General features: G+C 66.9%; 26 protein-coding genes and 2 riboswitches. Of the genes, 11 read left to right on the forward strand and 15 right to left on the reverse strand.

Annotated features, from left to right (window positions below; all coding sequences use genetic code 11):
- Nucleotides 1–9: 9 nt before the first annotated feature.
- The 8 genes from J2739_RS11480 to J2739_RS11515 form a co-directional block, all read right to left on the reverse strand.
- Nucleotides 10–453, reverse strand: coding sequence for a PPC domain-containing DNA-binding protein (locus J2739_RS11480; protein ID WP_309901631.1), 444 nt, complete (start codon nucleotides 451–453; stop codon nucleotides 10–12).
- 1 nt (nucleotide 454) lies between these two features.
- Entirely contained in the window at nucleotides 455–3,367 is a 2,913-nt protein-coding gene (locus J2739_RS11485; protein WP_309901633.1) for an FAD-binding and (Fe-S)-binding domain-containing protein, read from the reverse strand.
- Entirely contained in the window at nucleotides 3,364–4,467 is a 1,104-nt protein-coding gene (locus J2739_RS11490) for an enolase C-terminal domain-like protein (protein WP_309901635.1), read from the reverse strand. Before J2739_RS11490 ends, J2739_RS11485 begins: the two co-directional genes overlap by 4 nt.
- 12 nt (nucleotides 4,468–4,479) lie before the next feature.
- A complete protein-coding gene (locus J2739_RS11495; protein ID WP_309901637.1) occupies nucleotides 4,480–6,279 on the reverse strand; it encodes a thiamine pyrophosphate-requiring protein in 1,800 nt (599 codons plus the stop codon).
- A 220-nt stretch (nucleotides 6,280–6,499) separates the two neighbouring features.
- A complete protein-coding gene (locus J2739_RS11500; protein WP_309901639.1) occupies nucleotides 6,500–7,738 on the reverse strand; it encodes an Nramp family divalent metal transporter in 1,239 nt (412 codons plus the stop codon).
- Nucleotides 7,735–8,310 carry a hypothetical protein gene (locus J2739_RS11505; protein WP_309901641.1) on the reverse strand — a complete coding sequence of 192 codons (576 nt, stop codon included), beginning with the start codon at nucleotides 8,308–8,310 and terminating at the stop codon, nucleotides 7,735–7,737. Before J2739_RS11505 ends, J2739_RS11500 begins: the two co-directional genes overlap by 4 nt.
- A 22-nt stretch (nucleotides 8,311–8,332) precedes the next feature.
- Nucleotides 8,333–8,890: a c-type cytochrome gene (locus J2739_RS11510; protein WP_309901643.1), complete on the reverse strand. Its 558-nt coding sequence runs from the start codon at nucleotides 8,888–8,890 to the stop codon at nucleotides 8,333–8,335.
- 61 nt (nucleotides 8,891–8,951) lie between these two features.
- On the reverse strand, nucleotides 8,952–10,682 hold the full coding sequence (locus J2739_RS11515; protein WP_309901645.1) for a pyrroloquinoline quinone-dependent dehydrogenase: 1,731 nt from the start codon (nucleotides 10,680–10,682) through the stop codon (nucleotides 8,952–8,954).
- A gap of 228 nt (nucleotides 10,683–10,910) precedes the next feature.
- Between J2739_RS11515 and J2739_RS11520 the strand changes: the two genes are divergently transcribed.
- The 4 genes from J2739_RS11520 (at nucleotide 10,911) to J2739_RS11535 (ending at nucleotide 14,711) form a co-directional block, all read left to right on the forward strand.
- Complete coding sequence (locus J2739_RS11520; protein WP_309901647.1) at nucleotides 10,911–11,588, forward strand: ankyrin repeat domain-containing protein; 678 nt, start codon at nucleotides 10,911–10,913, stop codon at nucleotides 11,586–11,588.
- Nucleotides 11,589–11,616: 28 nt separating this feature from the next.
- A riboswitch (glycine riboswitch) is annotated at nucleotides 11,617–11,718 on the forward strand.
- 4 nt (nucleotides 11,719–11,722) lie between these two features.
- A riboswitch (glycine riboswitch) is annotated at nucleotides 11,723–11,828 on the forward strand.
- 93 nt (nucleotides 11,829–11,921) lie between these two features.
- Nucleotides 11,922–13,190, forward strand: a complete 1,269-nt coding sequence (locus J2739_RS11525; protein WP_309901649.1) for a D-amino acid dehydrogenase — start codon at nucleotides 11,922–11,924, stop codon at nucleotides 13,188–13,190.
- A gap of 193 nt (nucleotides 13,191–13,383) precedes the next feature.
- A complete protein-coding gene (locus J2739_RS11530; protein WP_309901651.1) occupies nucleotides 13,384–13,692 on the forward strand; it encodes a hypothetical protein in 309 nt (102 codons plus the stop codon).
- 62 nt (nucleotides 13,693–13,754) lie between these two features.
- On the forward strand, nucleotides 13,755–14,711 hold the full coding sequence (locus J2739_RS11535; RefSeq protein WP_309901652.1) for a hypothetical protein: 957 nt from the start codon (nucleotides 13,755–13,757) through the stop codon (nucleotides 14,709–14,711).
- Between the two features lie 27 nt (nucleotides 14,712–14,738).
- Here J2739_RS11535 and J2739_RS11540 read toward each other — a convergent pair whose 3' ends face one another.
- Nucleotides 14,739–15,341, reverse strand: coding sequence for a YbhB/YbcL family Raf kinase inhibitor-like protein (locus tag J2739_RS11540; RefSeq protein ID WP_309901654.1), 603 nt, complete (start codon nucleotides 15,339–15,341; stop codon nucleotides 14,739–14,741).
- 210 nt (nucleotides 15,342–15,551) lie between these two features.
- Between J2739_RS11540 and J2739_RS11545 the strand changes: the two genes are divergently transcribed.
- Complete coding sequence (locus J2739_RS11545) at nucleotides 15,552–16,577, forward strand: tyrosine-type recombinase/integrase (RefSeq protein WP_309901656.1); 1,026 nt, start codon at nucleotides 15,552–15,554, stop codon at nucleotides 16,575–16,577.
- A 119-nt stretch (nucleotides 16,578–16,696) separates the two neighbouring features.
- On the opposite strand, the gene J2739_RS11550 is transcribed toward J2739_RS11545, so the two are convergent.
- From J2739_RS11550 to J2739_RS11560, 3 genes are all read right to left on the reverse strand, one after another.
- Complete coding sequence (locus J2739_RS11550; protein ID WP_309901658.1) at nucleotides 16,697–16,894, reverse strand: hypothetical protein; 198 nt, start codon at nucleotides 16,892–16,894, stop codon at nucleotides 16,697–16,699.
- 123 nt (nucleotides 16,895–17,017) lie between these two features.
- Nucleotides 17,018–17,620, reverse strand: a complete 603-nt coding sequence (locus J2739_RS11555) for an RES family NAD+ phosphorylase (RefSeq protein WP_309901660.1) — start codon at nucleotides 17,618–17,620, stop codon at nucleotides 17,018–17,020.
- 89 nt (nucleotides 17,621–17,709) lie between these two features.
- Nucleotides 17,710–18,117, reverse strand: a complete 408-nt coding sequence (locus tag J2739_RS11560; RefSeq protein WP_309901662.1) for an MbcA/ParS/Xre antitoxin family protein — start codon at nucleotides 18,115–18,117, stop codon at nucleotides 17,710–17,712.
- Between the two features lie 252 nt (nucleotides 18,118–18,369).
- On the opposite strand from J2739_RS11560, the gene J2739_RS11565 reads away from it, so the two are divergent.
- From J2739_RS11565 to J2739_RS11585, 5 genes are all read left to right on the forward strand, one after another.
- Nucleotides 18,370–18,867: a hemerythrin domain-containing protein gene (locus J2739_RS11565; RefSeq protein WP_309901664.1), complete on the forward strand. Its 498-nt coding sequence runs from the start codon at nucleotides 18,370–18,372 to the stop codon at nucleotides 18,865–18,867.
- 81 nt (nucleotides 18,868–18,948) lie between these two features.
- Complete coding sequence (locus tag J2739_RS11570; RefSeq protein ID WP_309901665.1) at nucleotides 18,949–19,164, forward strand: hypothetical protein; 216 nt, start codon at nucleotides 18,949–18,951, stop codon at nucleotides 19,162–19,164.
- A gap of 19 nt (nucleotides 19,165–19,183) precedes the next feature.
- Entirely contained in the window at nucleotides 19,184–19,429 is a 246-nt protein-coding gene (locus J2739_RS11575; RefSeq protein ID WP_309901667.1) for a hypothetical protein, read from the forward strand.
- Between the two features lie 221 nt (nucleotides 19,430–19,650).
- Nucleotides 19,651–21,024 carry a homospermidine synthase gene (locus J2739_RS11580; protein WP_309901669.1) on the forward strand — a complete coding sequence of 458 codons (1,374 nt, stop codon included), beginning with the start codon at nucleotides 19,651–19,653 and terminating at the stop codon, nucleotides 21,022–21,024.
- A gap of 1 nt (nucleotide 21,025) precedes the next feature.
- Nucleotides 21,026–22,330, forward strand: a complete 1,305-nt coding sequence (locus J2739_RS11585) for an NAD(P)/FAD-dependent oxidoreductase (protein WP_309901671.1) — start codon at nucleotides 21,026–21,028, stop codon at nucleotides 22,328–22,330.
- A 26-nt stretch (nucleotides 22,331–22,356) separates the two neighbouring features.
- Here the strand turns inward: J2739_RS11585 and J2739_RS11590 are convergent, their stop codons facing one another.
- Nucleotides 22,357–22,536 carry an aminoglycoside phosphotransferase gene (locus J2739_RS11590; protein WP_309901673.1) on the reverse strand — a complete coding sequence of 60 codons (180 nt, stop codon included), beginning with the start codon at nucleotides 22,534–22,536 and terminating at the stop codon, nucleotides 22,357–22,359.
- 233 nt (nucleotides 22,537–22,769) lie between these two features.
- Between J2739_RS11590 and J2739_RS11595 the strand changes: the two genes are divergently transcribed.
- Nucleotides 22,770–23,120, forward strand: coding sequence for a PRC-barrel domain-containing protein (locus J2739_RS11595; RefSeq protein WP_309901675.1), 351 nt, complete (start codon nucleotides 22,770–22,772; stop codon nucleotides 23,118–23,120).
- Here J2739_RS11595 and J2739_RS11600 read toward each other — a convergent pair.
- Together J2739_RS11600 and J2739_RS11605 are read right to left on the reverse strand one after the other, a co-directional pair.
- Nucleotides 23,105–23,536, reverse strand: coding sequence for a histidine kinase dimerization/phospho-acceptor domain-containing protein (locus J2739_RS11600; RefSeq protein WP_309901677.1), 432 nt, complete (start codon nucleotides 23,534–23,536; stop codon nucleotides 23,105–23,107). The genes J2739_RS11595 and J2739_RS11600 overlap by 16 nt on opposite strands.
- A gap of 136 nt (nucleotides 23,537–23,672) precedes the next feature.
- The gene (locus J2739_RS11605) at nucleotides 23,673–24,065 is read right to left on the reverse strand and encodes a TraR/DksA family transcriptional regulator (RefSeq protein ID WP_309901679.1); all 393 of its coding nucleotides are present in this window, start codon (nucleotides 24,063–24,065) and stop codon (nucleotides 23,673–23,675) included.
- Nucleotides 24,066–24,069: the final 4 nt, after the last annotated feature.

Consider the following 24,069-nt stretch of genomic DNA (forward strand, 5'->3'; position numbering starts at 1 on the left):
GCGGCGCGATCAGGTGCCGGGCCCGATCCTGATCAGCGCCAGGCCGCTGGCCGGGTCGTGTTCGCGCTGCAGGTAGCCGGGCGACTCGATCAGCAGGACCTCCAGCGTGGGCCGCACCCGCGCCTCCAGCAGGTGGCCGCCCAGCGTGCCGCCGTCGCGCCGCCCCAGCACCACGTGCGCGTGGATCCTGGGCTTGCCCGAATCAAGGGCCACGTCGCCGAGCATGGCCAGCACCTCCACCTGCTCGTCGACTGCGATGCGCTCATAGTCCTTGCGCTCCCAGTCGAAGTAGCCCAGCGTGGCGCGCTCGAACGCGCCGATCGCGCTGAAGCGGCTGGCGGCGAGCCCGTGCGCCTCGGCGAAGCGCGTGATCGCGGAAACCACCTCGTCGCCGCGATCGAGGATGAGCGCAATGGTGCGCTCGGGACCTTCGTTGATGACCTTCGCTTTCATGTCAGTTTCCTTTCCTGTCCGGGATCGCGCGCTGCAGCACTTCGGCCAGGTGCAGCACCGGGCGGCCCGTCGACTGCACGATCTGTTCGCGGCAGCTGTAGCCGTCTGCCACCACCAGCGTCTCCGGTGCCGACTGCCGCACCGCCGGCAGCAGCACGCGCTCGCCGCACGCCATGGAGACGGGGTACTTGTGCGCTTCGAATCCGAAGGAGCCGGCCATGCCGCAGCAGCCGCTGTCGGGCACCTCGACGTCCAGGCCCAGGCGCTTGCCCAGCAGCTTGCGCTCCGCTTCGAAGCCGAGCACCGACGTGTGGTGGCAATGCCCATGCACCAGCGCCGGCTGCGCCAACGCGCGGAACGGCGCATCCGGCGCGTGCTGCTCCAGGAAGTCCGCGAGCAGCACGCTCTGCATGCTCAGGCGGCGGGCCTGCTCGTCTCGCGGCAGCATCATGGGCAGCTCCACCTTGAACACCGAGAGGCATGCCGGCTCGAGCACGACGATGGGCGTGCCGGCGCGCAGGTCGTCGCCGAGCGCGTCCACGATGCGCCGCAGGTACGCACGGGCCGCATCCAGGAACCCGAATTCATACAGCGGCCGGCCGCAGCACAGGCCTGCGGGAGGCAGGCGCACGACCTGTCCCGTATGCCGCAGCACCTCCACCGCCGCATGGGCGACGCCCGGGTGGAAGTGGTTGTTGAAGGTGTCGGGCCACAGCAGCACCCCGCGATCGCCCGAGCCCGCGGCCTCCTCGCGGAAGCCTTGCCGAAAGGTCTGCCGCGCGAAGGCCGGGATGCGCCGCTCGCGAGCGATGCCGGCGATGCGCTTGCCGATCGCGTCGAAGGGCGCCGTCTGGGTGAAGAAATTGGCCAGGCCCGGCGCATGGCTGGCCCAGCGCGACCAGCGGTCGATGAAGCCGAAGGCGTGCGCGGAAAGCGGCCGGCGCCGGTGCTCGAAGTAGTGCGACAGGAACTCGGCCTTGTAGCTGGCCATGTCCACCTTGACCGGGCACTCGTGCCTGCACGCCTTGCACGACAGGCACAGGTCCAGCGCCTCTTTGACGGCGGGCTCTTTCCAGCCTTGCTTCAGCACGCCGTCCTCGCGCTCGCCGTTCAGCATCTCGAACAGCAAGTGGGCCCGGCCGCGCGTCGAATGCATCTCCTCGCCGGTCGCCATGTAGCTGGGGCACATGGTCCCGCCTTTCTTGCGGCACTCGCCGACGCCCACGCAGCGCAACACGGTGCGCGCGAAGTCGCCCTTGTCGGCGGCAAAGTGCAGCACCGTCTCCACCGGCGTGGGCCGGTACGCGGTGCCCAGGCGCAGGTTCTCGTCGGCGCCGTAGGCCTGCACCACCTTGCCCGGGTTCATCTTGCCTTGGGGGTCCCAGATCGCCTTGAAGTCGGCGAACGCCTGCACCAGCTCCGGGCCGAACATGATGGGCAGCAGTTCGGCCTTGGACTGGCCATCGCCGTGCTCGCCGGAGATGGAGCCGCCGCAGGCCACCACCAGGTGCGCCGCGTCGTTGATGAAGCGCCGGTACTTCTCGATGCCGGGCGCGGTCTCCAGGTCGAAGTCGATGCGGGTGTGGACGCAGCCCTGGCCGAAGTGGCCATAGAGATCACAGCCATAGCCGTACCGGTCGAACAGCGCGCGCAGCTTGCGCAGGTACTCGCCCAGCCGCGCCGGCGGCACGGACGAATCTTCCCAGCCCTCCCAGGTGATGGGCTGGTCAGGGACGTGCGCGGTCGCGCCCAGCCCCGCTTCGCGCACGCGCCAGATGTGGCGCTCGACCTCCGGATCGTCGATCAGCTTCATGGACGGCGGGGCATCGGCGCCACGCAGCCGGCGCATGAGCTGCTGCGCCTTCTCGTCGGCGGCCTTCTTGTCGTCGGCACCGAACTCGACCAGCAGCCAACCCTCCCCTTCGGGGAGGAGCTCCACGTCGTGGGGATGCAGGTGCACCTGCTTCATGTCCGAGACAAGCCGGTCGTCCAGGCCTTCCAGCGCGATCGGGCCGGCCTCCATCGCTTCGGGCACATGGTCGCCCGCCTCGTACACGGAGGGATAGCCGAGGACCAGCAGCGTGCGGCAGGTGGGGTTGGGCAGCAGGCGCAGCCGCGCCTCGAGGACGACCACGCAGGTGCCTTCGCTTCCGACGAGGGCCTTGGCGAGATCGAAGCCGTTTTCCGGCAGCAGGGCCGGCAGGTTGTAGCCGGAGACACGGCGCGGGATCGGCGGGAATTTGGCGCGGATCGCATCGGCATGCCGATCCGCCAGTTCGCGCAGGCGGCGCACGATGTCGGCGCGCCGGTCCGATGCGTGCAGCAGCCGCTGCATGGCGGCCTCGTCGGTGGCGCCGAGCGTCATGCGCAAGCCGTCGTAGGTCAGCACATCCAGCGCGATCACGTTGTGCACGGTCTCGCCGCCCATCACGGAATGCGGGCCGCAGGAATTGTTCCCGATCATGCCGCCCAGCGTGTTGTGGCTGTGCGTGGCCGGGTCCGGCGCGAAGGTGAGCCCGTGCCGGCCGGCTTGCTCGCGCAGGTCGTCCAGCACCACGCCGGGCTGCACGCGCGCGGTCCGCGTCGCCGGATCGATCTCCAGCACGCGGTTCATGTACTTGGAGAAGTCGAGCACGATGGCGACGTTGCAGCATTGGCCGCACAGGCTGGTGCCGCCGCCGCGCGACAGCAGCGGCGCGCCATGCGAACGGCAGGCCGCCACTGCCGCGACGACATCGTCGGTGTCGCGCGGGATCACCACGCCGATGGGCATCTGCCGGTAGTTCGACGCGTCGGTGGCATACAGGGCCCGGCTGCCCGCGTCGAAGCGCACCTCGCCGCGCACGCTGCGGCGAAGCTCGGCCTCCAGCGCCGCCGCATCGAGATCGCGGGGCGCGGCACCCTTCGGTGTCACAGCGCGTACTCCGCGGCATCAGCGTCGCGGAACGCCAGGCCGATCCCGGGCCGCTGGAGGTCGGGGGCAAGCATTCCGTCCTTCGGCTGCGGTGCGCCGTCGAACACCATGCGCTCGATGCGCTGATGGTCATGGAACCACTCCAGGTGCACGGCGTTGCCGGCGCAGCAGCAGGCCGCGACATGCAAGGACGGCGCGCAGTGGCTGGACAGCGGCACCCCGAAGGCCTGCGCCAACCCCGCCACCCGCATGAAACCGGTGAGGCCGCCGCAGCGCGTCGCGTCGGCCTGCAGGACGTCGACGGCGCCTGCTTCCAGCAGGCCGCGGAAATGCAGCAGCTCCCAGCCGTATTCGCCCGCGCTGATGTCCATGCCCGCCGGGCCGCGATCGCGCAGCAGGCGCAGGCCTGCGACGTCGTCCGATGGCACCGGCTCCTCGAACCAGACGACATGCTGCTGCGCGAATCGGTTGGCCATGGCCAGCGCCTGCTTGCGGCCGTAGGCGCCGTTTGCATCCACGAAGAGCTCGACGCGATCGCCCACCGCGTGGCGCGCCGCGGCGACACGGGCCGCGTCCTGCGCCGGCTCGCGGCCGACCTTCATCTTCACGCGCGTCATGCCCTGCTCCGCCCAGCCGGCGAGCTGGGATTCGAGCTCTGCGACGTCGTAACTGGTGAAGCCGCCGCTGCCGTAGACGGGAATCGCATCGCGCGCCGCGCCGCCGAGCAAATGCATCAACGGCAGCTGCAGCAGCTTGCCCTTCAGGTCCCACAAGGCGGCATCGACCGCCGAAATGGCCATGGCCGCAATGCCGCGATGACCCAGATTGCGCACCCGGGCGACCATGTCCGCCCAGCGGGCCGCAGTCTTCAAGCCGTCGCGGCCCTCGAGTTCCGGCGCCAATGTGTCGTTCACGAGCACCGCCGCGGCCCGATCCGCGTAGCTGTACCCGATGCCCTCATGGCCGCCGGCCTGCACCCGCACCAGCACCAGCGTCGTCGTGTCCCACGCCAGCGTGCCGTCCGATTCAGGCCCTTCGGTGGGAATGCGGAATGCGGTGCCTCGCACCGCACGGATCGGCGCCTCGGCGGCTGCGCGCATGTCACACCTCCTTCAGCCGCGGTGGTCCTTGCCTGCGAAGACGCCGTCCCACCATTCCTTGGCGGTGGCGATGACCACGGCCGTGGCTTCGGGGTCGCCGTGCACCAATGCCTTGGCGAAGTCCTTGGCCTGCTTGGCACTGACGTGCGGCGGCAGCGGCGGGACATTGGCGTCGGTGATCATCTGTAGGAGCACGGGCCGGTCGGCGCGCAACGCCTCGTCCCACGCCTGGCCGACACGCGCCGGATCGTCCACCCGCACGCCATGCAGCCCGAGCGAGCGCGCGTAGTCCGCATAGGGGAACTCGGGCAGGACTTGCGAGTCGTCGAACTTGCGCTCGCCGGCCGACACCCGCTGCTCCCACGTCACCATGTTCAGGTCGCTGTTGTCCAGGACCATCACCACGAGCCGCGGGTCGGGCCATTCCTTCCAATGGTGCGCGATGGTGACCAGACCGTTGATGCCCAGCATCTGCATGGCCCCGTCCCCCAGGAGCGCGATCACGGGCCGCTCGGGGTAGGCCATCTTGGCCGCCAGGGCATAGGGCACGGCCGGCCCCATGGTCGCCAGGCCACCGGAGAGCGAGCCCATCATGCCGCGGCGCACCTTGAGGTCACGCGCATACCAGGCAGCGGAGGTGCCCGAGTCGCAGGTGAGGATGCAATCGCCGGGGAGACGCGGCGACAGCTCCCAGAACACCCGCTGCGGATTGATGGGCCGGGCCTCGTTCATGGCGCGCGTCTCCAACACCTCCCACCACTTGCGCACCTTGCCTGCGATGTCGTCCTGCCAGGAGCGGTCGTCCTTGCGTTCGAGCAAGGGAATGAGGGCCTGCAGCGTCAGTCGGCTGTCGCCCACGAGGTTGATCTCCATGGGGTAGCGCATGCCGAGCTTGCGGCCGTCCAGGTCGATCTGCACGCCGCGCGCCTGCCCTTCCTTGGGAAGGAATTCCGAATACGGGAAGCTCGAGCCCACCATCAGCAAGGTGTCGCACTCGCTCATCATGTGCCAGCTGGGCTGCGTTCCCAGGAGTCCGATCGCGCCGGTGACGAAAGGCAGGTCATCCGGGACGGCCATCTTGCCCAGCAGGGCCTTCGCCACGCCGGCACCGAGCAGCTCGGCGATGTCGACCAGTTCGTCCGTGGCATGCAGCGCGCCGGCCCCGGCGAGGATCGCCACCTTGCGCCCGGCATTCAGCACGTCCGCGGCCGCGCGCAAGTCGGCCTCCGGCGGCAGCACGCGCTTGCCGGTCATGCCGATGCCGCTGTGCACGGTGCCGTGCTCGCGGGGCGGCTTTTCCACCGCCTCCAGCTCCTGCACATCGTGCGGCACGATGAGGCAGGTCACCGTGCGCTGGTCGCGCGCGATGCGCATGGCGCGGTCCACCAGGTGCCGGATCTGCGCGGGCACCATGGCCGTGTGCACGTATTCGTGGGCCACGTCCTTGAAGAGGCTGGCGAGGTCGACCTCCTGCTGGTAGTCGCCGCCCATGGCGGCACGCGCCGCCTGCCCGACGATGGCGAGCACCGGCTGGTGGTCGGCCTTGGCGTCGTACAAGCCGTTCAGCAGATGAATGGCGCCGGGGCCGGAGGTCGCCATGCAGACGCCGACTTCGCCGGTGAACTTCGCGTGGGCACACGCCATGAAGGCGGCCAGCTCCTCGTGCCGGGCCTGCACGAAGCGCATGCGTTCGCCCATCCGGTCGAACGCCCCCATGAGTCCATTGATCCCGTCACCGGGGTAGCCAAAGACGCGCCGTACCCCCCATTCATGCAGGCGTGCGAGCATCTGGTCACTGACGTTGGTCGCCATCGGGCACCTCCTTGAAAACGCCGGGCGCGCGTCTCCCGCCGAGCGTTGCTCTGCCATTCAGGCGACCAGGGGACTCAGCGTGGGCGCACAGGCTCCAGCTCACTCTGCAAGCGCCTGCGGGGATCGATCTGTAGGACGGCGACCGAAAGAGTCCGGGACAGTCTTCTGTCTTTCGTTTTCGTCGGGGACAGGCTTGCGCATCGGCCGCGGGTGCCGGCGATCATTGGTTCTGTCCCATCCTTGTGACGATGAGAAGCGGAACCGCGGCGACTGCGACCACGCAGATCAGTCCGAAGTAGATCCAGCCGAGACCGTGGATGATCCGGGAGTTGACGTGCTTGCCCATGCGTCCTTTGTCGCCGGCGAGTTGCAGGATCGGGAAATACGTGAGCGGCAACACGACCACCGCGAAGATCACCGAGTACTCCACCACATCGACCGGATTGATACCGCTGACCGCGACCGCTGTTCCGAGGACGATCGCGGCCATCCAGCAGACGGTGAAGATCGGCACCTCGCGCGGCTTCTTGGCCTTGCCCCAGGGCCATCCGAAGAACTGCGTGATGTTGTAGGCCGCTGCGAGTGCAGTTTCGACCGCCGCCCCGCCGACCGCGAAGAAGATGCCCGCCAGCGCCAGCACGAAACCGATCCGGCCCAGCGGCACGGTGGCGCCGAAGACGCTCGAACTGAGCCGTTGCGGGTCGATGCCCTGCGGCAGGAAGAGGATCGCGCCCACCACGATCAAGGCCATCGTCAGGAGCCCGCCGAAGGCGAACCCGACGCCGGCGGTGACCTTGTTGACCGTCAGGTCCTTCGGTGTCCATTTGTCCTCGATGCCGCCGGAAGAATAGAAGTAGATCTCATAGGGCATGAGGATGGAACTGAGGAGGCCGCTCGCGTAGTAGGCATACACGGCGAGGCCGGGGGACTCCTGGCCCGGCAGGTGCGGAACGAGTCCGCGTGCGACATCGTTCCAGTTCGGCCGAAGCTGGACCGCAGCCACCGCGTACACGAGCAGGGTGAGGCCGAGCAGCCCAAAGAGGCGCTCGATCCAGCGGAAGGGCAGGACGAACACCGTAACGAGGAGCAGCCCCGCGGCAGCCAGCAGCATCAGCCGGTAGTCGGAACCGAACAGCAACTGAAGGATCACGGCCATCCCGCCGATCTCCGCGGCGCACGTCAGCAGGTTGACGAGATTCGACGCGATCAGAATGCCCAGGCCTCTGGCAAATCCGAAGCGCTCCCGCACGATCTCGAAGGCGGGTTTCTTGAGCACCGCGGCGATGCGGCCCGACATCTCGCCGAACAGCGCGATGCCGACGGTGCCGACGACCACCACCCACAGCAGCGCATAGCCGAAACGGGCGCCGGCGCCCATGGCGAACACCAGCTCGCCGATGTCGACGAAGCCGCCCAAGGCCGTCATGACGCCCAGCGCGAGCTCGAGCAGCTGGCTCATCGTTCCTCCTGCGCTGCCCGCGCCTGTTGGCGCAGCTGGTCGAAGAGCGCATGGAGCGCCTGCAGTTTCGCGGGGTCGGCTCTCGCCGGCGCCACGCCGTCCAGGGCCGTCTGCAGCCGGGCCAGAATGCCGAGCAGGCGCTCCTGGCGCGCGCGTAACTCTTCCGCCGCGGGTTTATGGAGACTGGCCCAGGTCTTCTGGGCGTCGTCCTGCAACGCGCGCTCGTGGACCCAGATGAAGCCGTCGTTCACCTTGCCTTGGGCGATCTGCTGCGTCAGCAGCGATGCTTCCGCGCTCAGGCTGGTGGTTTGGCGGGCTGCGCGGTCGAGTGCCGAAGGCTCCAGATTCGACTTTGGCGAATCACAGGCGGCCAGCGCCGCCGCCAGGCAGAACACCCACAGCCGCGAGAACGAGCTCGACATCATCTTCTGCTTCTTGTTGTAGACGGCTGCCCACGCAGCCGACTTCATCTTGGCCCGCGTCCGCCGGCTGCAAGTCGGACGGAGCAGAAGATCGACGCAAGAAAATTTCGCCAGGCACCGGCGGTCGGCCGACCTTGCCCGGGTGTTCATGGGGCCATCTGGCGTGCGGACGTCAGAGGCCCGCGAGGTAGTGCGCGAGGTTTTCGATGTCCTGCGCGCTCAATGTGTTGGCGACGCTGGTCATGGTGCCCGCGTCGTTGGTCCGCGTCCTGGACTTGAAATCGGTGAGCTGCTTGACGACGTAGTCGTGGTTCTGCCCGGCCACGCGCGGGATCTCGTTCTGGCCCGCGAATCCGCCGAGGTGGCACATGGTGCACAGCGTCTCTTCGGACTTGGCCTTGCCCAGCTTCGCCTTCTCCGCATCCGGCACGAAGCGCTGCCGCGGCGGCTTCTGGCTCGCGAAGTAGTCGGCGAGCGCGCGCATCTCGTCGCGCGTCATGCCGGCGACCAGCGGCGTCATCAGCTCGTTGGTGCGGCGCCCTTCCTGGAAGTCGCGCAGTTGCAGGTACAGGTAGCGCGAAGTCTGGCCTGCGATGATCGGATAGACGGGCAGGATCGGCTGGCCGTCCGCGCCATGGCAGGCCGCGCAGGCAGCGGCCTTGGGCGGGACCGCGGCCGCGCCCTGCGCGAGCGCAGCGCTGCCCGCGAACGCCATCAGCGTTGCGAGCAAGGCGGCGATCCCTCCGGCCCGGTATGCCCTGTCGGTGTGTTCCAAGGCCGGTGCCCCTCGTTCAGGGCAGTGCGAACACCATCACGGAGTTGCCGCGCTTGAAATCGATCTGCGTATTGCCGCCGGCCGCGACCGCCACGTACTGCTTGCCGCCCACGACATAGGACACCGGCGGCGCATTCACGCCGGCGCCGCACTGGTATTCCCAAAGCTTCTTGCCGGTCTTGGCATCGAAGGCGCGGAACAGGCCGTTGCCTTCGCCGTTGAAGACTAGGTCGCCGCCGGTGGCCAGCACGCCGCCGATCAGCGGCTCGTCCGTGTCGAACTTCCACGCGAGCTTGCCGGTGTCGAGGTTCACGGCCGCCAGCCGGCCCCATTGCTTCTCGGCCGGGATGACCTTGAACGCGCCGCCGAGCCAGAGCTTGCCGCCGGGGTACTTGGATTCCTCGACGTGATAGGTCATCGGCTGGTGCAGGTTCGCGGCGTAGGCCAGGCGCAGCTTCGGGTTGATCGCCATGGGGCTCCACTCGACGCCGCCATTGGCGCCCGGCAGCATGCGCGCGCCGTCCTTCGTCGGGAGGACCCACATGTTCTCTTGCGGCACCATGGCTTCGCTGAAGCGGATCAACTCGCCGGTGGCGCGGTCGTGCACGTAGACGTGACCGGTCTTGCCGCCGTGGATCGCGACCTTGCGCATCTTCCCGTCCTTGCCCATCGCCTCGGTCAGGATGACAGGCGAGACCGCATCGAGATCCCATACATCGTGCGGCACGTACTGGAAGTGCCACTTGTAGGCACCCGTGTTCAGGTCGACGGCCACCATCGAGTCGGTGTAGAGGTTGTCGCCGGGGCGCTCGGCGCCGTAGAGATCGGGGCTCGGGTTCCCCACCACGAAAAATGCCGTGTTGCTTTCCCTGTCGACCGCCGGCGCCATCCACACGCCGCCGCCGAGCGTCTTGTAGAAGTCGCTGCCCTTGGCAAGCTGCGCCTTCTCCGCCTCGATGTTGCGGTGCAGGTCGCGCTGCGTCGCATCGGTCACCGCCCACACGCCCTCGTGGCCTTTCTCCGGGACGGTGTCGAAGGTCCAGAGCAGCTTGCCGTCGTTCGCGTCGAAGGCCTTCACGAAGCCGCGGATGCCGTATTCGCCGCCGTTGGTGCCGATCAGGATCTTGCCGTCGACGGCCACCGGCGCCATCGTCTCGGAATAGCCGAGCTCGGGGTCGCCGATCTGCGTGGACCACAGCACCTTGCCGGTCTTCGCGTCGAATGCGAGCAGCTTCGCGTCGAGGGTGCCCATGTACAGCCGGTCCCCCATGACCGCGACGCCGCGGTTGTTGGGTCCGCAGCAGAAGGTGGTGACGGGTCCCATCTTGTGCTTGTAGTGCCAGAACTCCTTGCCCGTGACCGCATCGAGCGCGTACACATGGTTGTAGGACGTGGTGATGTACATCACGCCGTCGACGACGATCGGCGCGGTCTCCATGGATTCGAGCACCTCGGTCTGGAAATTGAAGGCCGGTCGCAGCCTCGCGACATTGCCGGTGTTGATCAGGGCGGCCGGGTAGAAGCGCGTCTGCGCGTAGCTCATGTTCGAGTGCAGGAAGTTGGCGCCGTCCTTGTCTGCGGCGTCGAGCTGCTTCTGCGAGACCGAAATGGCCTTGGGCACAGGCGTGCCCGTCGCCGCGGCCTGGCCCGCAACCTCGGCCTGCCCGAGGGCGGCGGAGGCCAAAAGGCCGAGGGCCGGGCCTGCAATGAACGCACGGCTCCAGTGGAAGAGAGTTCTCTTGGACATCGCGGGTCTCCTGCGGCCTTGTTGTGCCTCTTTTTGCCACCGCGGCGAGCCGGAGTCCGGCTTCGCAAGGCACTGGAGCGCGACGGTGGATGCACGCTCATGGGTCTCGTTCACTCTCGGGTTCGGTTCCGGACCCCTTGCCTCGCTTGCAAGCGTAGTCCCTTTGAGTTCCACTGAATAGTGAATTCTTAGGGTGCACTGCAGCATTCGCCGATGGGAGACCGAGCCATGACGCGACCCGCCTTGTTGTCCATCCACACGCTGCTGGCCGGCGCGCTCGCGGCCGCGCTCGCGACCTTGCCGATTGATGCGGGTGCGCAGGCCGAAACCCACCCCAGCCTCAACGCGCAACTCCTCGTGGCCGCCCGGCAGGGCGAGGTCGAACGCGCGAAGCAGTTGCTCGCCCAAGGGGCCGTGATCGATTCGCGCAACCGCTTCGGCAAGACCCCCCTCGTCATTGCCTGCGAGAAGGGGGACACCGACATGGGACTCGCGCTGATCGAGGCGAAGGCCGACGTCAACCTCGCGTCGATCGAACAGGTCACGCCGCTGATGGCCGCGAGCTACAGCGGCAACGCGGAACTGGTGAAGCGGCTGCTTGCCTCAGGTGCACGGGCGGAGGCGGTGGACCGCATGCACAAGCCCGCGGCCGTGTATGCCGCCGGGCAGGGCCACGCAGCCGCACTCGATGCGCTGCTGGCATCGGGCATCGACGTCAACGCCACCTACGAGCACAAGCTGACACTGCTCATGTGGGCTGCCGGCCAGGGCCATGCCGATGCGGTGCGCTTGCTGCTGAAGCGCGGCGCGCGTGCCGACCTGCGTGACGATCGCGGGCTCACTGCCGTCGAGATCGCACGTGGCGCCGGCCAGGGTGCGGCGGCGCAGTCGGCCGGGCTGGAGTGACGCATCCGGCCTCGCGTCCCTTACAATCCGCTTCAATGCAGGAGAGCGGGCCGCGAAGGCGGCCCCACCGAAGGCGCAAACTCCCATGAACGCTCAGGTCGGCTCGCAACAACGGGCCTGTACTGCACCAACTGTCAGAGCCGTCTGGAGAGCCATCGCACCACGCGATGCACCGAAGGAGCAAGTCCGCTGCGGGCGCAGCGGATGAATCTCTCAGGTACCGAGGACAGGGGGAGCGGCAACTCGGGCGCGTGCGCCGGTTGCTTTTTGCTTCTTCGCAAGCTGCCGTTGCCTTCACCGCGTCCGAGCGCTGCAACCTGAAAGGTTCCTGCAATGCGTGTGATCGTTCTCGGCGCCGGCCTGCTCGGCGTCACCTCGGCCTATTACCTCCGCCAACTCGGCCACGATGTGACCGTGATCGACCGGCAGGCCACGCCGGCCGCCGAAACCAGCTTCGCCAACGGCGGCCAGATCTCGGTGAGCCATGCCGAACCCTGGGCCAACCCCGGCGCACCGCTGAAGCTGCTGCAGTGGCTCGGCAAGGAGGATGCGCCACTGCTGTTTCGCCTGCGCGCCGACTTGCGCCAGTGGCTCTGGGGCCTGGCCTTTCTGCGCGAATGCACCCCGGGGCGTACCCGGCGCAACATCCGGCAGATCGTGCGCCTGGGCACCTACAGCCGCGAGCAGCTGCAGCAATTGCGCCGCGACAAGGGGCTTCAGTACGAGCAGCGCACCCAGGGCATCCTGCACTTCTACACGACGCAGAAGGAGTTCGACGGCGCACTCAAGCCGGCCGAGCAGATGCGGGCCCTGGGCTGCGAGCGCCGCGTGGTCTCGGCCGACGAGGCGGTGCGCATCGAGCCGGCACTGGCCCATATCCGGCCGCGGCTGGCCGGCGCCACCTACACGGCGGAGGACGAATCGGGCGATGCGAACCGCTTCGCGCGCGAATTGGTGACGCTCGCGCGGGCCGAGGGCGTGCAGTTCCTCATGAGCCACACCATCACCGCGCTGCGCGAGGCGGGCGGGCGCATCGACCACGTGGAAGCGACCGACAGCGAGGGCCGCTTCCAGCGCATCCGCGGCGACGCCATCGTGTTGGCGATGGGCTCGCTGTCCCCTCTTCTTGCCGCGCCGCTGGGCATCCGGCTGCCCATCTACCCCGCCAAGGGCTACTCGGTGACGCTGCCCGTGAAGGACGCCTCGAAAGCGCACCAGGTTTCTCTGACCGACGACGAATACAAGCTGGTCTTCTCGCGCTACACCTCGGAAAGCGGCGACCGTCTGCGCATCGCGGGCACGGCCGAGCTCAATGGCTACGACCGCGACCTCAACCGGGTGCGCTGCGAGGCCATCGTGCGACGCGTGGAAGAGCTCTTTCCCGGCGCCGGCGACACGGCCCGGGCGCAGTTCTGGACCGGCCTGCGTCCGGCGACGCCGAGCAACGTACCGCTGATCGGCCGCACCCGCCTGCCCAACCTGTTCCTCAACACCGGCCACGGCACACTGGGCTGGACCCATGCCTGCGGTTCGGGCCATTCGATCGCGCGGATCGTGAGCGGACTGAAGCCGGAAGTCGACTTCGACTTCGTCGGCGTCTGAGTCGGATCGGTCGCATATCGGCACGCGCGGCCGCGGACCTGGGGAGGCGAACGGCCACTCGGGTTTCGCCGGGCACGGATTCGGCCGGTGCGCCGATCAGCATAGGTGTCGCACAGGGCGCGCACGTCGTTGACCTCGAACGCGATGCGATCGACCTGACGCTGCGAGGGCGCGTGGCCTGCGATGGGAATGCGTGTTCGATTCACGCGCAGACTACGAGCGCGGCCTTGCCGCCCGCGGCGCATCCGAGGAATTCAGGCGGGCACGGCAAAGCATGCACACGCTCCTGGAACGCTTCGAGCGCCATCTGCAGCAGGAGGTGCAGCAGGTCGGCTCTGCCGCGAGCTTCGTGCGCGCGAACGCCAGCCTGTGGAGCGAGACCCGCACACCGAAATCGCACCGGCGCAACCCCATCGGTGAGGTTGGAAAAGGGCCACGGTGCGATCAGAATCTTCCGGTGGCAAAGTCTTCAGGACGACCATTGGCTGGAGAAAGAATGTGACGGTCTCGCAAAAGCATTTCGCGGTCAGTGCCCAAGGCCTGGCCAACAAGCCCTGGCGGCGCATGGTGCGCATCGACACGGTCGGGGCCGACACGAGCGCCGTGATCAAGGCGATGAACCAGTTGGCCTTCGATGCCCTCGTTTACGCCGAAGGCGATTCGTGGTTCGACAAGTTCACGCCGATCCCCAGCGAGGGAACCAATCTGCTCGAGGAGATCCGGACCCCTTTCGTGGCCGGTGTGGTGGACGTGGCGCACATCGGCGACGAGGTGCGCGACATGGTTCGGAGTTGGCAAGCGAGTCGCACGCGCGAGATGTTCAGGCTCTTTTCGTTCAAGGCGATTCTCCTGTCCGCGGGCGGCAACGACTTGAAGAACGTGTTTGCCGACCTCTTCGCGAACAAGGGCCTCGCCAGGGCCGGGCAGAGGTCGCGGGTGTCGGAGGAAGATTTCGAGCGGCTGGCCACACCGGCGAGCTTCACGGAATTCTTCGAGGACGTGATCACGAACATTCAGCGCTTCGTCGACATGCGCGACGAGGCGCAGGACCCGGTGACGCGCAAGGCCCCGATCTTTGTGCACGGATACGACTACCTGCAGCCTCGGCCGGCCGGGGCGTCGATATTCAGCGGAACCCGGATCGGCCGCGGGCCCTGGCTCTATCCGGCGCTCGAGGCGGCGGGACTGTCAGACCCGCAGATGCGTTCGGTCGCCGACGCGATCGTCGATGAGCTCAACAGGCAGTTGCGGGCGGCCTTTCTCGACGTTGCCGACGTTCATGTCATCGATCAACGCGGCCTGCTGACACCGGCCGAGCCACGCACCACGACGAGTTCCAACGACTGGATGGACGAGATTCATCCGACCGAAGGGGGCTTTGCGAAGTTGGCACGAAACCGATGGGATGTCGAGTTGTCGAAGGCGCTGGGTTGGGTGCCGAACGCTGGCGATGTCGAACCGGCGCTGCCGCCCAGCAACGGCAGCACGGCGTTCGGCGGAGGGTTGCCGCCTGTCGCTTGACGGGGCGGCGCCATGGAGCCGGACGCTTCAGCGACCGTACTTTGCTTCGAGCGTGGCCTGGGCAAGCTGGTTGGCACGAACCTCGACGTCCACCACGGCCGCTGAAGCCTCCGGTGGCAGCGCCAGTTTGTCGATCTTCAGTGCGTGCACCGTGAAGCGGTAGCGGTGTGGCTTGTCTCCTGCCGGCGGGCAAGGTCCTCCGTAGCCCGCGGCACCGAAGTCATTGCGGCCCTGGATCGCGCCAGCCGGCAAGCTGCTACCGCCGGTGCGGCCGGCGCCCTCAGGCAATGCGACGGTGTCGGCCGGAAGGTTGTACACGATCCAATGCCACCAGCCCGAGCCGGTCGGGGCATCAGGGTCGTACACGGTGACGGCAAAGCTCTTCGTCCCCTGCGGGGCACCACGCCATCGGAGTGCCGGGGATGTATTCCCGCCGCTGCAGCCCATGCCTTGATAGACGTAGGCCTCGGGCAACTTGGTGCCCGGTCGAAAGGACGAGCTTGTCACGGTGAAGGGCTCGGCGTGGGCGAGTAGCGGCAGGCCGATGACGGCAAGGATGAGCAGGCGGAGGAAGGTCATTCGGGTATCCCCTTCAGAAGAGAAATCCAACATGCCGCTGAGGCTGGACATTTCAACGCCGACGTCCGCGGGCCTCGCGGCGACCGTGATTCGCGAGGGCATCGGCCCACGCAATCACCGTCAGCTGCACGATCGACTCCGTTCATAAATCCGCTAACGCCTTACCGAACTTCGACCAAGCTCACAACCTCCCTTCTCCCCAACACTCGCGCAACCCCGCTCCGTTCAGCATAATACCCCCTCGCCGTTAGCGGATTCTCGATGCCTTCCCTCTCCTTATTTGACGAGGCCCCCGCGCCTTCCCTTCGCGCCGCGTTCGAGCGCTGGCTGGCCCACCGGCGGGCGGCGGGGTCCCTTCGTCAGTCGGCCTCGATCGATGTCTATCGCGACATGTGGGAGGCGTTCTCGGCCTGGTGCCTCGGCCAGTCGCCGGCGCTCACCCTCGCGTCACTGGACCTGCGTGACCTGCACGCCTTCCAGGCGGCCCGTTTCGGACGCAAGAGCTCGGATTTGTCCCTGTCCCCTCGCTATGCCTTGAGACTCATGCGCCTGATCGATCGGGTGTTGCGCCATCACGCCGCCGAAGCAGGTATTCCTCCCAACACGGCGGCGGCAGATTGGATCGCGGAGCATCCGGACGTTCGGTATTCGGAGGCGGCCACGGCGGATCCCCTGCCCGAGTTCCTGTCGGTGGCCGAGGCCAAGCACCTGATCACCTTTCTGTCCGATGCCCGGCCACGAGCGGGTGCCTCGGCCTCGCGCCGCGATGCACACGCTGCCTTTAGCTGGCAGGAGCTTCGCAACCGCACTTCGGTCGGACTGCAGCTGGGTGCCGGACTGACGCCGGGCGACGTGAGGGCGCTGACCCTGGCATCGCCGGTTTCCAAAGGAGGCCGCATTCGCGAGCGTCCGTGGAAGATCAGTGTCCCGGGCGATGGCAATTCGACGCCGCGCGAGACGCCGATTGCACCCTGGGCCGCCGAGCTCCTCCAGCACTGGCTGCTGGTGCGGGCGGAGGCACGGATTGCGGGGGCCTTCCTGTTCCCCTCGACGCGCACCGGCAAGCAGTGGCACAAGGATTCGCAGTACCAGTGCGCCCGGCGGGTGCTCGAGGATGCCGGCATCGACAGCAGCCGAGGCGGCTCGTTTCGGCTGCGGCACACGTTTGCGCTACGGCAACTTCGTCGCGGCTTTGCGCCCGAAGAGGTCGCCCATTGGCTCGGCGTCGATCCTCAGGTGATGGAGAGATACCAGCGCGTCATTACCAGCCCGATCGATGTGGTGTGAACGCTTGGCGATGGGAAAGCGAAGGGCTTTGGCAACCGCCATGCAGGCCTGCCACCGTTCAGGAAGGGTCAAGGAGCGGCGATGGAAAACTGCATCGGCCGCGGATGGCGAAGCGGGCCCTAGCGTCCCTGTCCCAGCCTGTCGGCCCCTTGGTCGGTCAGATACTCGCGGCCCTGGCGGTCCGATGCCACCAGACCGTTCGACCGCAGGCGATCCGAAACCCTGATTGCGCTCGCTGGAAGACGCCGCGCGTTGGCCCTGGCCAAGGCCTGCAGCGTCTTCCATTGCTCGTCGTTGAGTTGAATCTTTTTGACCATGGCCACCTCCGTCGAACGCACCGAAGTGTGACGCGTAATGCACGGAGAAGCCTTCTCATTAGTGCTCTTGCCTCGAGGTCCGCGCAGGCGTATGGAGCGCCGGCAACGCACGCGCTGAGTCCATCAGAAGACGAACTGCAATCGCTCGCTATCGTGCGACAGGAGCACCCGCTCCCGAGTGGTCTTGCAAATCCAGGTCTGTTGCAGCCCCGGCTTGACCATCGAGAGGGTCTGAACGTCGAACACGGCCTCGCAGAGGCCCCCTTCGCGGCGCGCGGACTCGTAGCGGATCGATTGGACCGGTGGCTTCAACGCCCGCGCTTGCGTCGCCAGCGCGTGGCAGTGCGAGTAGTCCTCCGGGTGCCGCCATGCCGACCGCTGCCCGGACCAGGGCGCGCAGGTGATGTCCAACTCCAAGCCGGAGAACTGCGCTTGAAAGAAAGTCAGTTCTGCCAGGAGCTGATCGCCCCGCAAGCCATCGGAGTCCATGAAAAAGCGCCAACGCCAATAGGCGATCTCTGCCGCCACGGTTGCCGGCTCGTCGGCGCCGTACCAGGCGCCCGGCTCATTCGGGCGGCGAAAGCGCGATGGCCACGCCGAGACGTAGCGAAATGGCGTGAACAGGAGATAGTGCATGCCGGCCACAGCGGGCGGAAGCTTCGGCTTGCTCTCTTCGAGCAGCTGCTCCAGCAGCGCCTGCTCTTCGAGATCGTCGACCAGGCGCATGGTGGCCACCTGGTGTTGCGCCTCTACGCCACGCCAAAGGCGGCGCCGCGCGGGCTGCGCCAGGGCGAACCAATCCTTCTCCCACAACATCAGACCAGAGCGCGCGCGCCGTCCAGATAGCTCACCACCCGCACGAGGCCGTCCACTTTCTGGATCGCGTCCCGGGGCACCTCATTGAAGGCCCGATTGAAACTCGTCATCCATGCCTTGCGATGACGGTCGTCATTGCCCACCAGGGCATCGAGCGACCGATAGACGCGCACCAGCAAGGTCGCCAGCTCGGCCGGTTTCGTCCCGACCTCCAGCATCTTCTCGCCTTTGGAAAGGCGGGAGATCTGCGACTCGCTCAGGCCCACGACCCGCGCGAGCGCAGCGTTGTTGAGGCCCAGCAACTCAGCCGCTCGGATCGTCGCCTTCGTCAGCACGGCCGCTGCAGAAGCGCTGTTCTGCGGCGCCGCCTGCTTGGGATGAGCCATGATTTCCGTCCGCTTGCGCATGAGAGAGCCTCTTTACCTACAGCAATTGTAGATATATTTTCTTGCTATAGCAAACGCGCCCCTACGTGGCCGTGCAGCCGAATCCGCGCGTGGCCGACCCTCGCGATGACCCCATTCCATGGATGCACGGAGGTCGCCGGAGGCCGGCCGAGGTGCGTCATCTGAACCTTCGGAAAGGACAAGACGCATTCCTACGCAGCAGCCATGGCGAGACTTTAATCCTGCACGTTCCCAACCAACCGGAGCCCCACCATGCCCACTTCGACCAAGCGCTCAGAGCCCGATGCCTGCAATCTGCTCGATACCGATCACCGCAATGTCAAGAAGATGTTCAAGGAATACGAAACGCTGATCAGCTCGCGTACCGCCGGCGCCGAACAGAAACGGCGCGACCTCGCCAACGAGATCTGCACGGAGCTCACCATCCACGCGCAGATCGAGGAAGAGATCTTCTATCCCGCCGTGCGCGAAGCCATCAAGGAAGTGGACCTGCTCGATGAAGCAGAAGTCGAGCATGCCAGCGCGAAGGACCTCATCGCCCAGATTCAGGAGGCGACCGAGGTCGACGACAAGTTCGATGCGAAGGTCACGGTGCTTGGCGAGTACGTCGATCACCACGTCAAGGAAGAGCGCAACGAGATCTTCGTCAAGGCGCGCGCAGCCCGTGGGCTGGACCTGGTGGCCATGCGAGAGCAACTCGCGGCCCGCAAGGAGGAGCTGATGGGTGAACTCACGGGCGCTCCCGCCTGAAGGCAATGCTTCGTGGGGTGAGCATTGGTGGCGGCCGCATGGGCCGCCGCCCTTTTTGACGATCTTTCGATGGAGATCACCATGTCAAGCATGAAGCCGCAAGGGGATGTCGGCAAGGACGCCAATGCCGGAACTCAGCCGGCACAGCGGCCGGGCGACGAGGCACCGGCCGGCACGCCGGGAACCGGCGAGGCGCTCTGCAGGAAGTGCGGCGGCTCCGGCCGTGCCGACGGTGGTGCGCCCTGTCCGGAGTGCGGCGGTACCGGCAAGGTCAATGTCGGCATCGGCGGCGCGTAGCGATCCAGGGAGCACAGCCATGGGCAAGTCTTCCACGCAGCCTGGGGCGAATCCCCAGATGCCGGCGCAAAAGGCCATGAAGCAGACGACCAAGACCCCGGCCGAGAGCGGCAATCCGCCGGTCGGGCCGAACGACGGGCCGGCCACGACCCACCAGAACCAGCCGGTGCGCCCCGGCGATGCCGGTGTGGGCGATTCCGACAACCAGGGCAGTTCGCCCTATGGGCTGCCCGGCCGTCCCGAAAAGCCGCTGCGCGAACGCTGACGCGCAACCTCGACTCGACCTGGCCGTTCGGGCACAGGAGGTGTTGATCCGACTCGCAGCGGCCTCCAAGCGCATTCCTTCAACGACACGCGGTGGCGTCCCACTTGCCGCGTGCGCGCCGTTGCACGAACGTGGCGGCATGTTCTCCAAAGGCGGGGGTCGCCGTGGCAACCAGAACAAGAAGACCAAAAAAGCAAGCGCACTTTCCGGGTCGAATCCTCATGCTCGGTTTCGGCCTGGTCGGCCAGGCGACAGCGCCGCTGCTGTTGCGACACTTCGACATCGGGCCGGACCGCATCCGGATCGTCAAGCCCAGCGAGGACAGCTCGGGCGTGGCGGCCGAGTTGGGCATCGAGGTCACCGTGGCGCAGGTCGACGAAGGCAATCACGCCGCCATCCTGGGACCGTTGCTCGAGAAGGGCGACTTTCTGTTGAACCTCTCGGTGAACGTGTCGAGCCTGGCCTTGATCCGGCTTTGCCGCGAACGGGGCGCCTTCTATCTCGACACCTGCAACGAGCCTTGGCCGGGACGCTACGACGACCCTGCGCTGCCGCTGTCGCGACGTTCCAATTACAGCCTGCGCGAGGAGGTCCTCGCCTTTCGGCTGGACAAGCGCAACGGCCCCACGGCGATCATCACCCAGGGCGCCAACCCGGGTCTCGCCTCGTCGCTGGTCAAGCAGGCTCTCTTGAACATGGCGGCCGACCTCCAGCTCGAGACCGACGTGCCGGGCAGCTACGAAGGGTGGGCCGAGCTCGCACGCAAGCTCGGGATCAAGGTGATCCACATCGCCGAACGGGACACGCAGGCCGCGCGGCGGCGCAAGACACCCGGGGAGTTCGTCAACACCTGGTCGGTCGAGGGCTTCGTCGACGAGGGCCTGCAGCCGGCAGAACTCGGATGGGGCGTCCACGAGCGCCATTGGCCGGCGGACGCGGTGCGGCATGGCTTCGGCAGCGATGCGGCGATCTATCTGAAGCGCCCCGGCCTCGGCACGCGGGTGCGCAGCTGGACGCCGCTCGAAGGTCCCTATCACGGCTTTCTCGTGACGCATGCCGAGTCGATCTCGATCGCAGATCACCTCACGCTGCGCGAGGACGGCGAGGTCATCTACCGGCCGACGGTGCACTACGCTTATCACCCCTGCGACGACGCGGTGCTCTCGCTGCACGAAGTGGCGGGAAAGAACTGGCAGCTTCAGAAAAAGCACCGGATCATCCGCGAAGAGATCGTCGGCGGCACGGATGAGCTGGGCGTCCTTCTCATGGGGGGCGACAAGGGCGTGTACTGGTATGGATCGCGCCTGACGATCGGCCAGGCCCGGAAGCTCGCGCCTTACAACAACGCCACCAGCCTTCAGGTCGTGGCCGGCATCCTCGGAGGCATGGCATGGGCCCTGCGCAATCCGGATGCCGGCGTGGTCGAGCCGGACGATCTCGACCACCGCGTGGTCCTGGAGGTCGCCCTGCCCTACCTCGGCGACCTGGTCGGGGTGTATGGCGCCTGGACGCCTTTGAAGGACCGCAGTCCGCTGTTCCACGAGCAGACCGACCCGGAAGATCCATGGCAGTTCATCAACGTTCGGGTCGACTGACGTGCTGCTGCAAAAAGAACTCGGGGTCATCGAGAACTCCTACTACGAAGCGAGCACGACCCGGCCGCCGGTGACTCGGCCGCTCGATGAAACGGTGCAGGCCGATGTCTGTGTCGTGGGCGGCGGCTATGCCGGACTCTCCGCCGCGCTGGAACTCGCCATGCGCGGCTATGCCGTCGTGCTGCTGGAGGCGCAACGTATCGGCTGGGGCGCATCGGGCCGAAACGGGGGCCAGGCGATCGTGGGTTTCGGCTCCGACGGCGAACTCGCCATCCAGAAGCAACTTCCCCGCGAGGATGCCAAGAAAGCCTGGGCCATCTCCGAGGAAGGATTGGAACTGATGCGGCAGCGCATCGAGACGCACGCGATCGCATGCGAGTGGCGTGCAGGGTATCTGAGTCTCGCGGTCAAGCCTTCGCGCACGAAAACACTGCGCCAATGGATGGACCATGCATCGGAGCTGCACGACTACCCGCTCGAATGGATTCCGCCTTCAGACATCGGCGAGTGGGTGTCCAGCACGCGTTTTCATTCCGGCGTTTTCGACGCGCGCTCGGGCCACCTCCATCCCTTGAAATACTGCCTCGGGCTGGCCACGGCCGCGCAGGCAGCGGGGGTGCGCATTCACGAGAACTCCGTGGCCTACCTGATCGAACAGGGTGACAGGCCGCTCGTGAAGACGAGCCAGGGCATGGTCCACTGCAGCTTTGTCATCCTGGCCGGCAATGTCTATCTCGCGGAGTATGGCGACACGCTGGCACCATCGATCTCCACGCGCATCATGCCGGTCGGCACCTACATGATCGCCACCGAACCGATGGGGAAGGAGCGCGCCGATGCCTTGCTCCGCGACCGCCCGGCCGCCTCCGACACGAACTTCGTACTCGACTACTTTCGCGTGAGCGAGGATCATCGCTTGCTCTTCGGCACGGGGGACAGTTACAGCGCCAGCACGCCCCGCAATCTGGTGGGCAAGATCCGCGGCAGCATGCTGAAGGTGTTCCCCCAGCTTTCCGATCTCGATGTTCCCTTCGCCTGGGGCGGCTTCGCGGATATCACGATGAACAGGTCGCCCGATTTCGGCCGCATGACGGCCAACATCTACTACCTCCAGGGGTTTTCGGGCCACGGACTCGTCATGAGCGGCATGGCTGGCAAGCTCGCCGCGGAAGCCGTCGCGGGGCAGGCCGAGCGCTTCGACCTTTTCTCCCAGCTCTCGCATCGCCGCTTTCCGGGAGGCGCGAGCTTCCGCACGCCGGCCCTGGTTCTGGGCATGCTCTATTTCCGGTTGCGCGATCTGCTCTGAAGCTGTCGAGCCGGCCTGGGTCCTGCTCAGGCGCGCTCCTCTGCGCCGCGCGCCATGTCGATCGCGCCTTCGGCGAACGCAAGCAGCTCCTCGGTGAGCGGGGCACCGGGCGCCAGCACGCCGACGCGCTCGGCCAATGCCTGCAACCGAGCGCGCAGGGACTCGGCGTTCTCGGGCACGGGAATGTCGCGATCCAGTTCTGCCATCTTTGCCTCCTGTGCGGTGCAAGCGACTGCCTGCCCGCCGATTCGACGCTAGACGCGCTCGCGGCGGCCCATGTAGACACCGAACGCATTCGATCGGAAGTGCGCTCCTACAGACCTACATAAGGACGGCCTTCGAACTGATCAGGGGACCCGTTCCCGCGCGCAATACCTGTGGTGCTGGGCCTTGAAACCGCGACCGTCCCGCCCAGCCGGGCGGCCCAATGGAGTTCTCGATGACAACCACGACCTCGAGTCACGACGTGATTTCCTCCGATCGCGTCGAAGGCACCAACGTCTACAACGCCGCCGGCGAAAAGCTCGGTTCGATCGATGACCTGATGATCGACAAGATCTCGGGCCAGGTCCGCTACGCGGTGATGGAGTTCGGCGGCTTCCTCGGCATGGGGACCGACCGCTACCCGATTCCATGGAGCATGCTGAAGTACGACACGTCCCAGGACGGCTATGTGGTGAACCTGGACAAGGCTACGCTGGAAAGCGCGCCCAGGTACGCCACGGACAACGTGCCGGACTACGACGATGAATACAGCCTGACTGTCAACAAGTACTACGGCATGCCCTGAACGCGAGTCGCCGCGGCTTCCACGCCGCGGCTTGCATTCTCGCGGTCCTGTTTCGAAGCCATGTCGCCCCCTGCAACATCGGTCGCGAGCGCGTGAACGCCGTGAACCAGCGCCTTGAGCCGGGCCACCTGCCGGCTCATCAGCTGGAGCGTCTCGTCGCGCAAGGCGGGGTCGCGCTCGGCCGATGTGCGCAGGATCTCGAGGGCCGCTTCGACGGTGCCGATGGGTGTTCGAAGATCGTGGTCCAGCTGCCGGACCTGCTCTGCCAGGCGCCGCAGCGAATCCTCGAGATCTTCGCGTGCCGCGGCGGGTTCCGTCGGGGTGCGCCGCGCCATCACTGCGACGGCGATGCCGAAGCCGCCGGCCACCGCCGTCGCTGCGAGGCAGGCCACGGCGAGCGCGCGACCGGCGCTCATGGGGCGCCTGCCTCGACAGCGAGACCTCGGGCCTGGCCTGGACTCTGATGGCTCATGCTGTCCTCTTGTCCTTTCGTGGCGTTCACGCCTCCTGGTTCGGGGAGAGATTGTGCGCCTGGAGGCGTCGCAAAGCGGCTCAGGTGGCGAATGGCGGAACCATCGGGTTCCTGCTTTCCCACTCGGCCTGGTGCTGGAGGCACAGCTGCGCCGTCGGCCTGGCACGCAGCCGGCCGAAGTCGATCGGCGCGTCGCACTCCGCGCAGCGTCCGTAGCTTCCGTCGCGGATGCGCTGACGCGCGGCCTGGATGTCGCGCAGTTCCTCCTGGTCCCGCAGTAGCTGGACATGGTCCAGCCCCTCGAGGAAACGCTCGTCGGCATCGTCGACGCTGTCCTTGACCTCGCGCGGGCGCGCCTCGGGCGAGGCCACACCTGCCTCCTTGGCCATGTGCACTTCGCTTCGCAACTCGGATTCGCGCTTTGCCAGCAGCGCTTCGATCTGTTGCATCTGCTCGCTGGACAGGTGGGTCATGGAC

This window comes from Variovorax soli, from assembly GCF_031454625.1.
Classification (GTDB): domain Bacteria; phylum Pseudomonadota; class Gammaproteobacteria; order Burkholderiales; family Burkholderiaceae_C; genus Variovorax; species Variovorax soli_A.

What these genes read in the sequence shown, in the direction of transcription:
- J2739_RS11480 (WP_309901631.1), bottom strand. Translation starts at nt 453, where the DNA reads ATGAAAGCGAAGGTCATCAACGAAGGTCCCGAGCGCACCATTGCGCTC.
- J2739_RS11490 (WP_309901635.1), bottom strand. Translation starts at nt 4,467, where the DNA reads ATGCGCGCAGCCGCCGAGGCGCCGATCCGTGCGGTGCGAGGCACCGCA.
- J2739_RS11495 (WP_309901637.1), bottom strand. Translation starts at nt 6,279, where the DNA reads ATGGCGACCAACGTCAGTGACCAGATGCTCGCACGCCTGCATGAATGG.
- J2739_RS11500 (WP_309901639.1), bottom strand. Translation starts at nt 7,738, where the DNA reads ATGAGCCAGCTGCTCGAGCTCGCGCTGGGCGTCATGACGGCCTTGGGC.
- J2739_RS11505 (WP_309901641.1), bottom strand. Translation starts at nt 8,310, where the DNA reads ATGAACACCCGGGCAAGGTCGGCCGACCGCCGGTGCCTGGCGAAATTT.
- J2739_RS11515 (WP_309901645.1), bottom strand. Translation starts at nt 10,682, where the DNA reads ATGTCCAAGAGAACTCTCTTCCACTGGAGCCGTGCGTTCATTGCAGGC.
- J2739_RS11520 (WP_309901647.1), top strand. Translation starts at nt 10,911, where the DNA reads ATGACGCGACCCGCCTTGTTGTCCATCCACACGCTGCTGGCCGGCGCG.
- J2739_RS11525 (WP_309901649.1), top strand. Translation starts at nt 11,922, where the DNA reads ATGCGTGTGATCGTTCTCGGCGCCGGCCTGCTCGGCGTCACCTCGGCC.
- J2739_RS11535 (WP_309901652.1), top strand. Translation starts at nt 13,755, where the DNA reads ATGGTGCGCATCGACACGGTCGGGGCCGACACGAGCGCCGTGATCAAG.
- J2739_RS11540 (WP_309901654.1), bottom strand. Translation starts at nt 15,341, where the DNA reads ATGTCCAGCCTCAGCGGCATGTTGGATTTCTCTTCTGAAGGGGATACC.
- J2739_RS11545 (WP_309901656.1), top strand. Translation starts at nt 15,552, where the DNA reads ATGCCTTCCCTCTCCTTATTTGACGAGGCCCCCGCGCCTTCCCTTCGC.
- J2739_RS11550 (WP_309901658.1), bottom strand. Translation starts at nt 16,894, where the DNA reads ATGGTCAAAAAGATTCAACTCAACGACGAGCAATGGAAGACGCTGCAG.
- J2739_RS11555 (WP_309901660.1), bottom strand. Translation starts at nt 17,620, where the DNA reads ATGCGCCTGGTCGACGATCTCGAAGAGCAGGCGCTGCTGGAGCAGCTG.
- J2739_RS11560 (WP_309901662.1), bottom strand. Translation starts at nt 18,117, where the DNA reads ATGCGCAAGCGGACGGAAATCATGGCTCATCCCAAGCAGGCGGCGCCG.
- J2739_RS11565 (WP_309901664.1), top strand. Translation starts at nt 18,370, where the DNA reads ATGCCCACTTCGACCAAGCGCTCAGAGCCCGATGCCTGCAATCTGCTC.
- J2739_RS11570 (WP_309901665.1), top strand. Translation starts at nt 18,949, where the DNA reads ATGTCAAGCATGAAGCCGCAAGGGGATGTCGGCAAGGACGCCAATGCC.
- J2739_RS11575 (WP_309901667.1), top strand. Translation starts at nt 19,184, where the DNA reads ATGGGCAAGTCTTCCACGCAGCCTGGGGCGAATCCCCAGATGCCGGCG.
- J2739_RS11580 (WP_309901669.1), top strand. Translation starts at nt 19,651, where the DNA reads ATGCTCGGTTTCGGCCTGGTCGGCCAGGCGACAGCGCCGCTGCTGTTG.
- J2739_RS11590 (WP_309901673.1), bottom strand. Translation starts at nt 22,536, where the DNA reads ATGGCAGAACTGGATCGCGACATTCCCGTGCCCGAGAACGCCGAGTCC.
- J2739_RS11595 (WP_309901675.1), top strand. Translation starts at nt 22,770, where the DNA reads ATGACAACCACGACCTCGAGTCACGACGTGATTTCCTCCGATCGCGTC.
- J2739_RS11600 (WP_309901677.1), bottom strand. Translation starts at nt 23,536, where the DNA reads ATGAGCGCCGGTCGCGCGCTCGCCGTGGCCTGCCTCGCAGCGACGGCG.
- J2739_RS11605 (WP_309901679.1), bottom strand. Translation starts at nt 24,065, where the DNA reads ATGACCCACCTGTCCAGCGAGCAGATGCAACAGATCGAAGCGCTGCTG.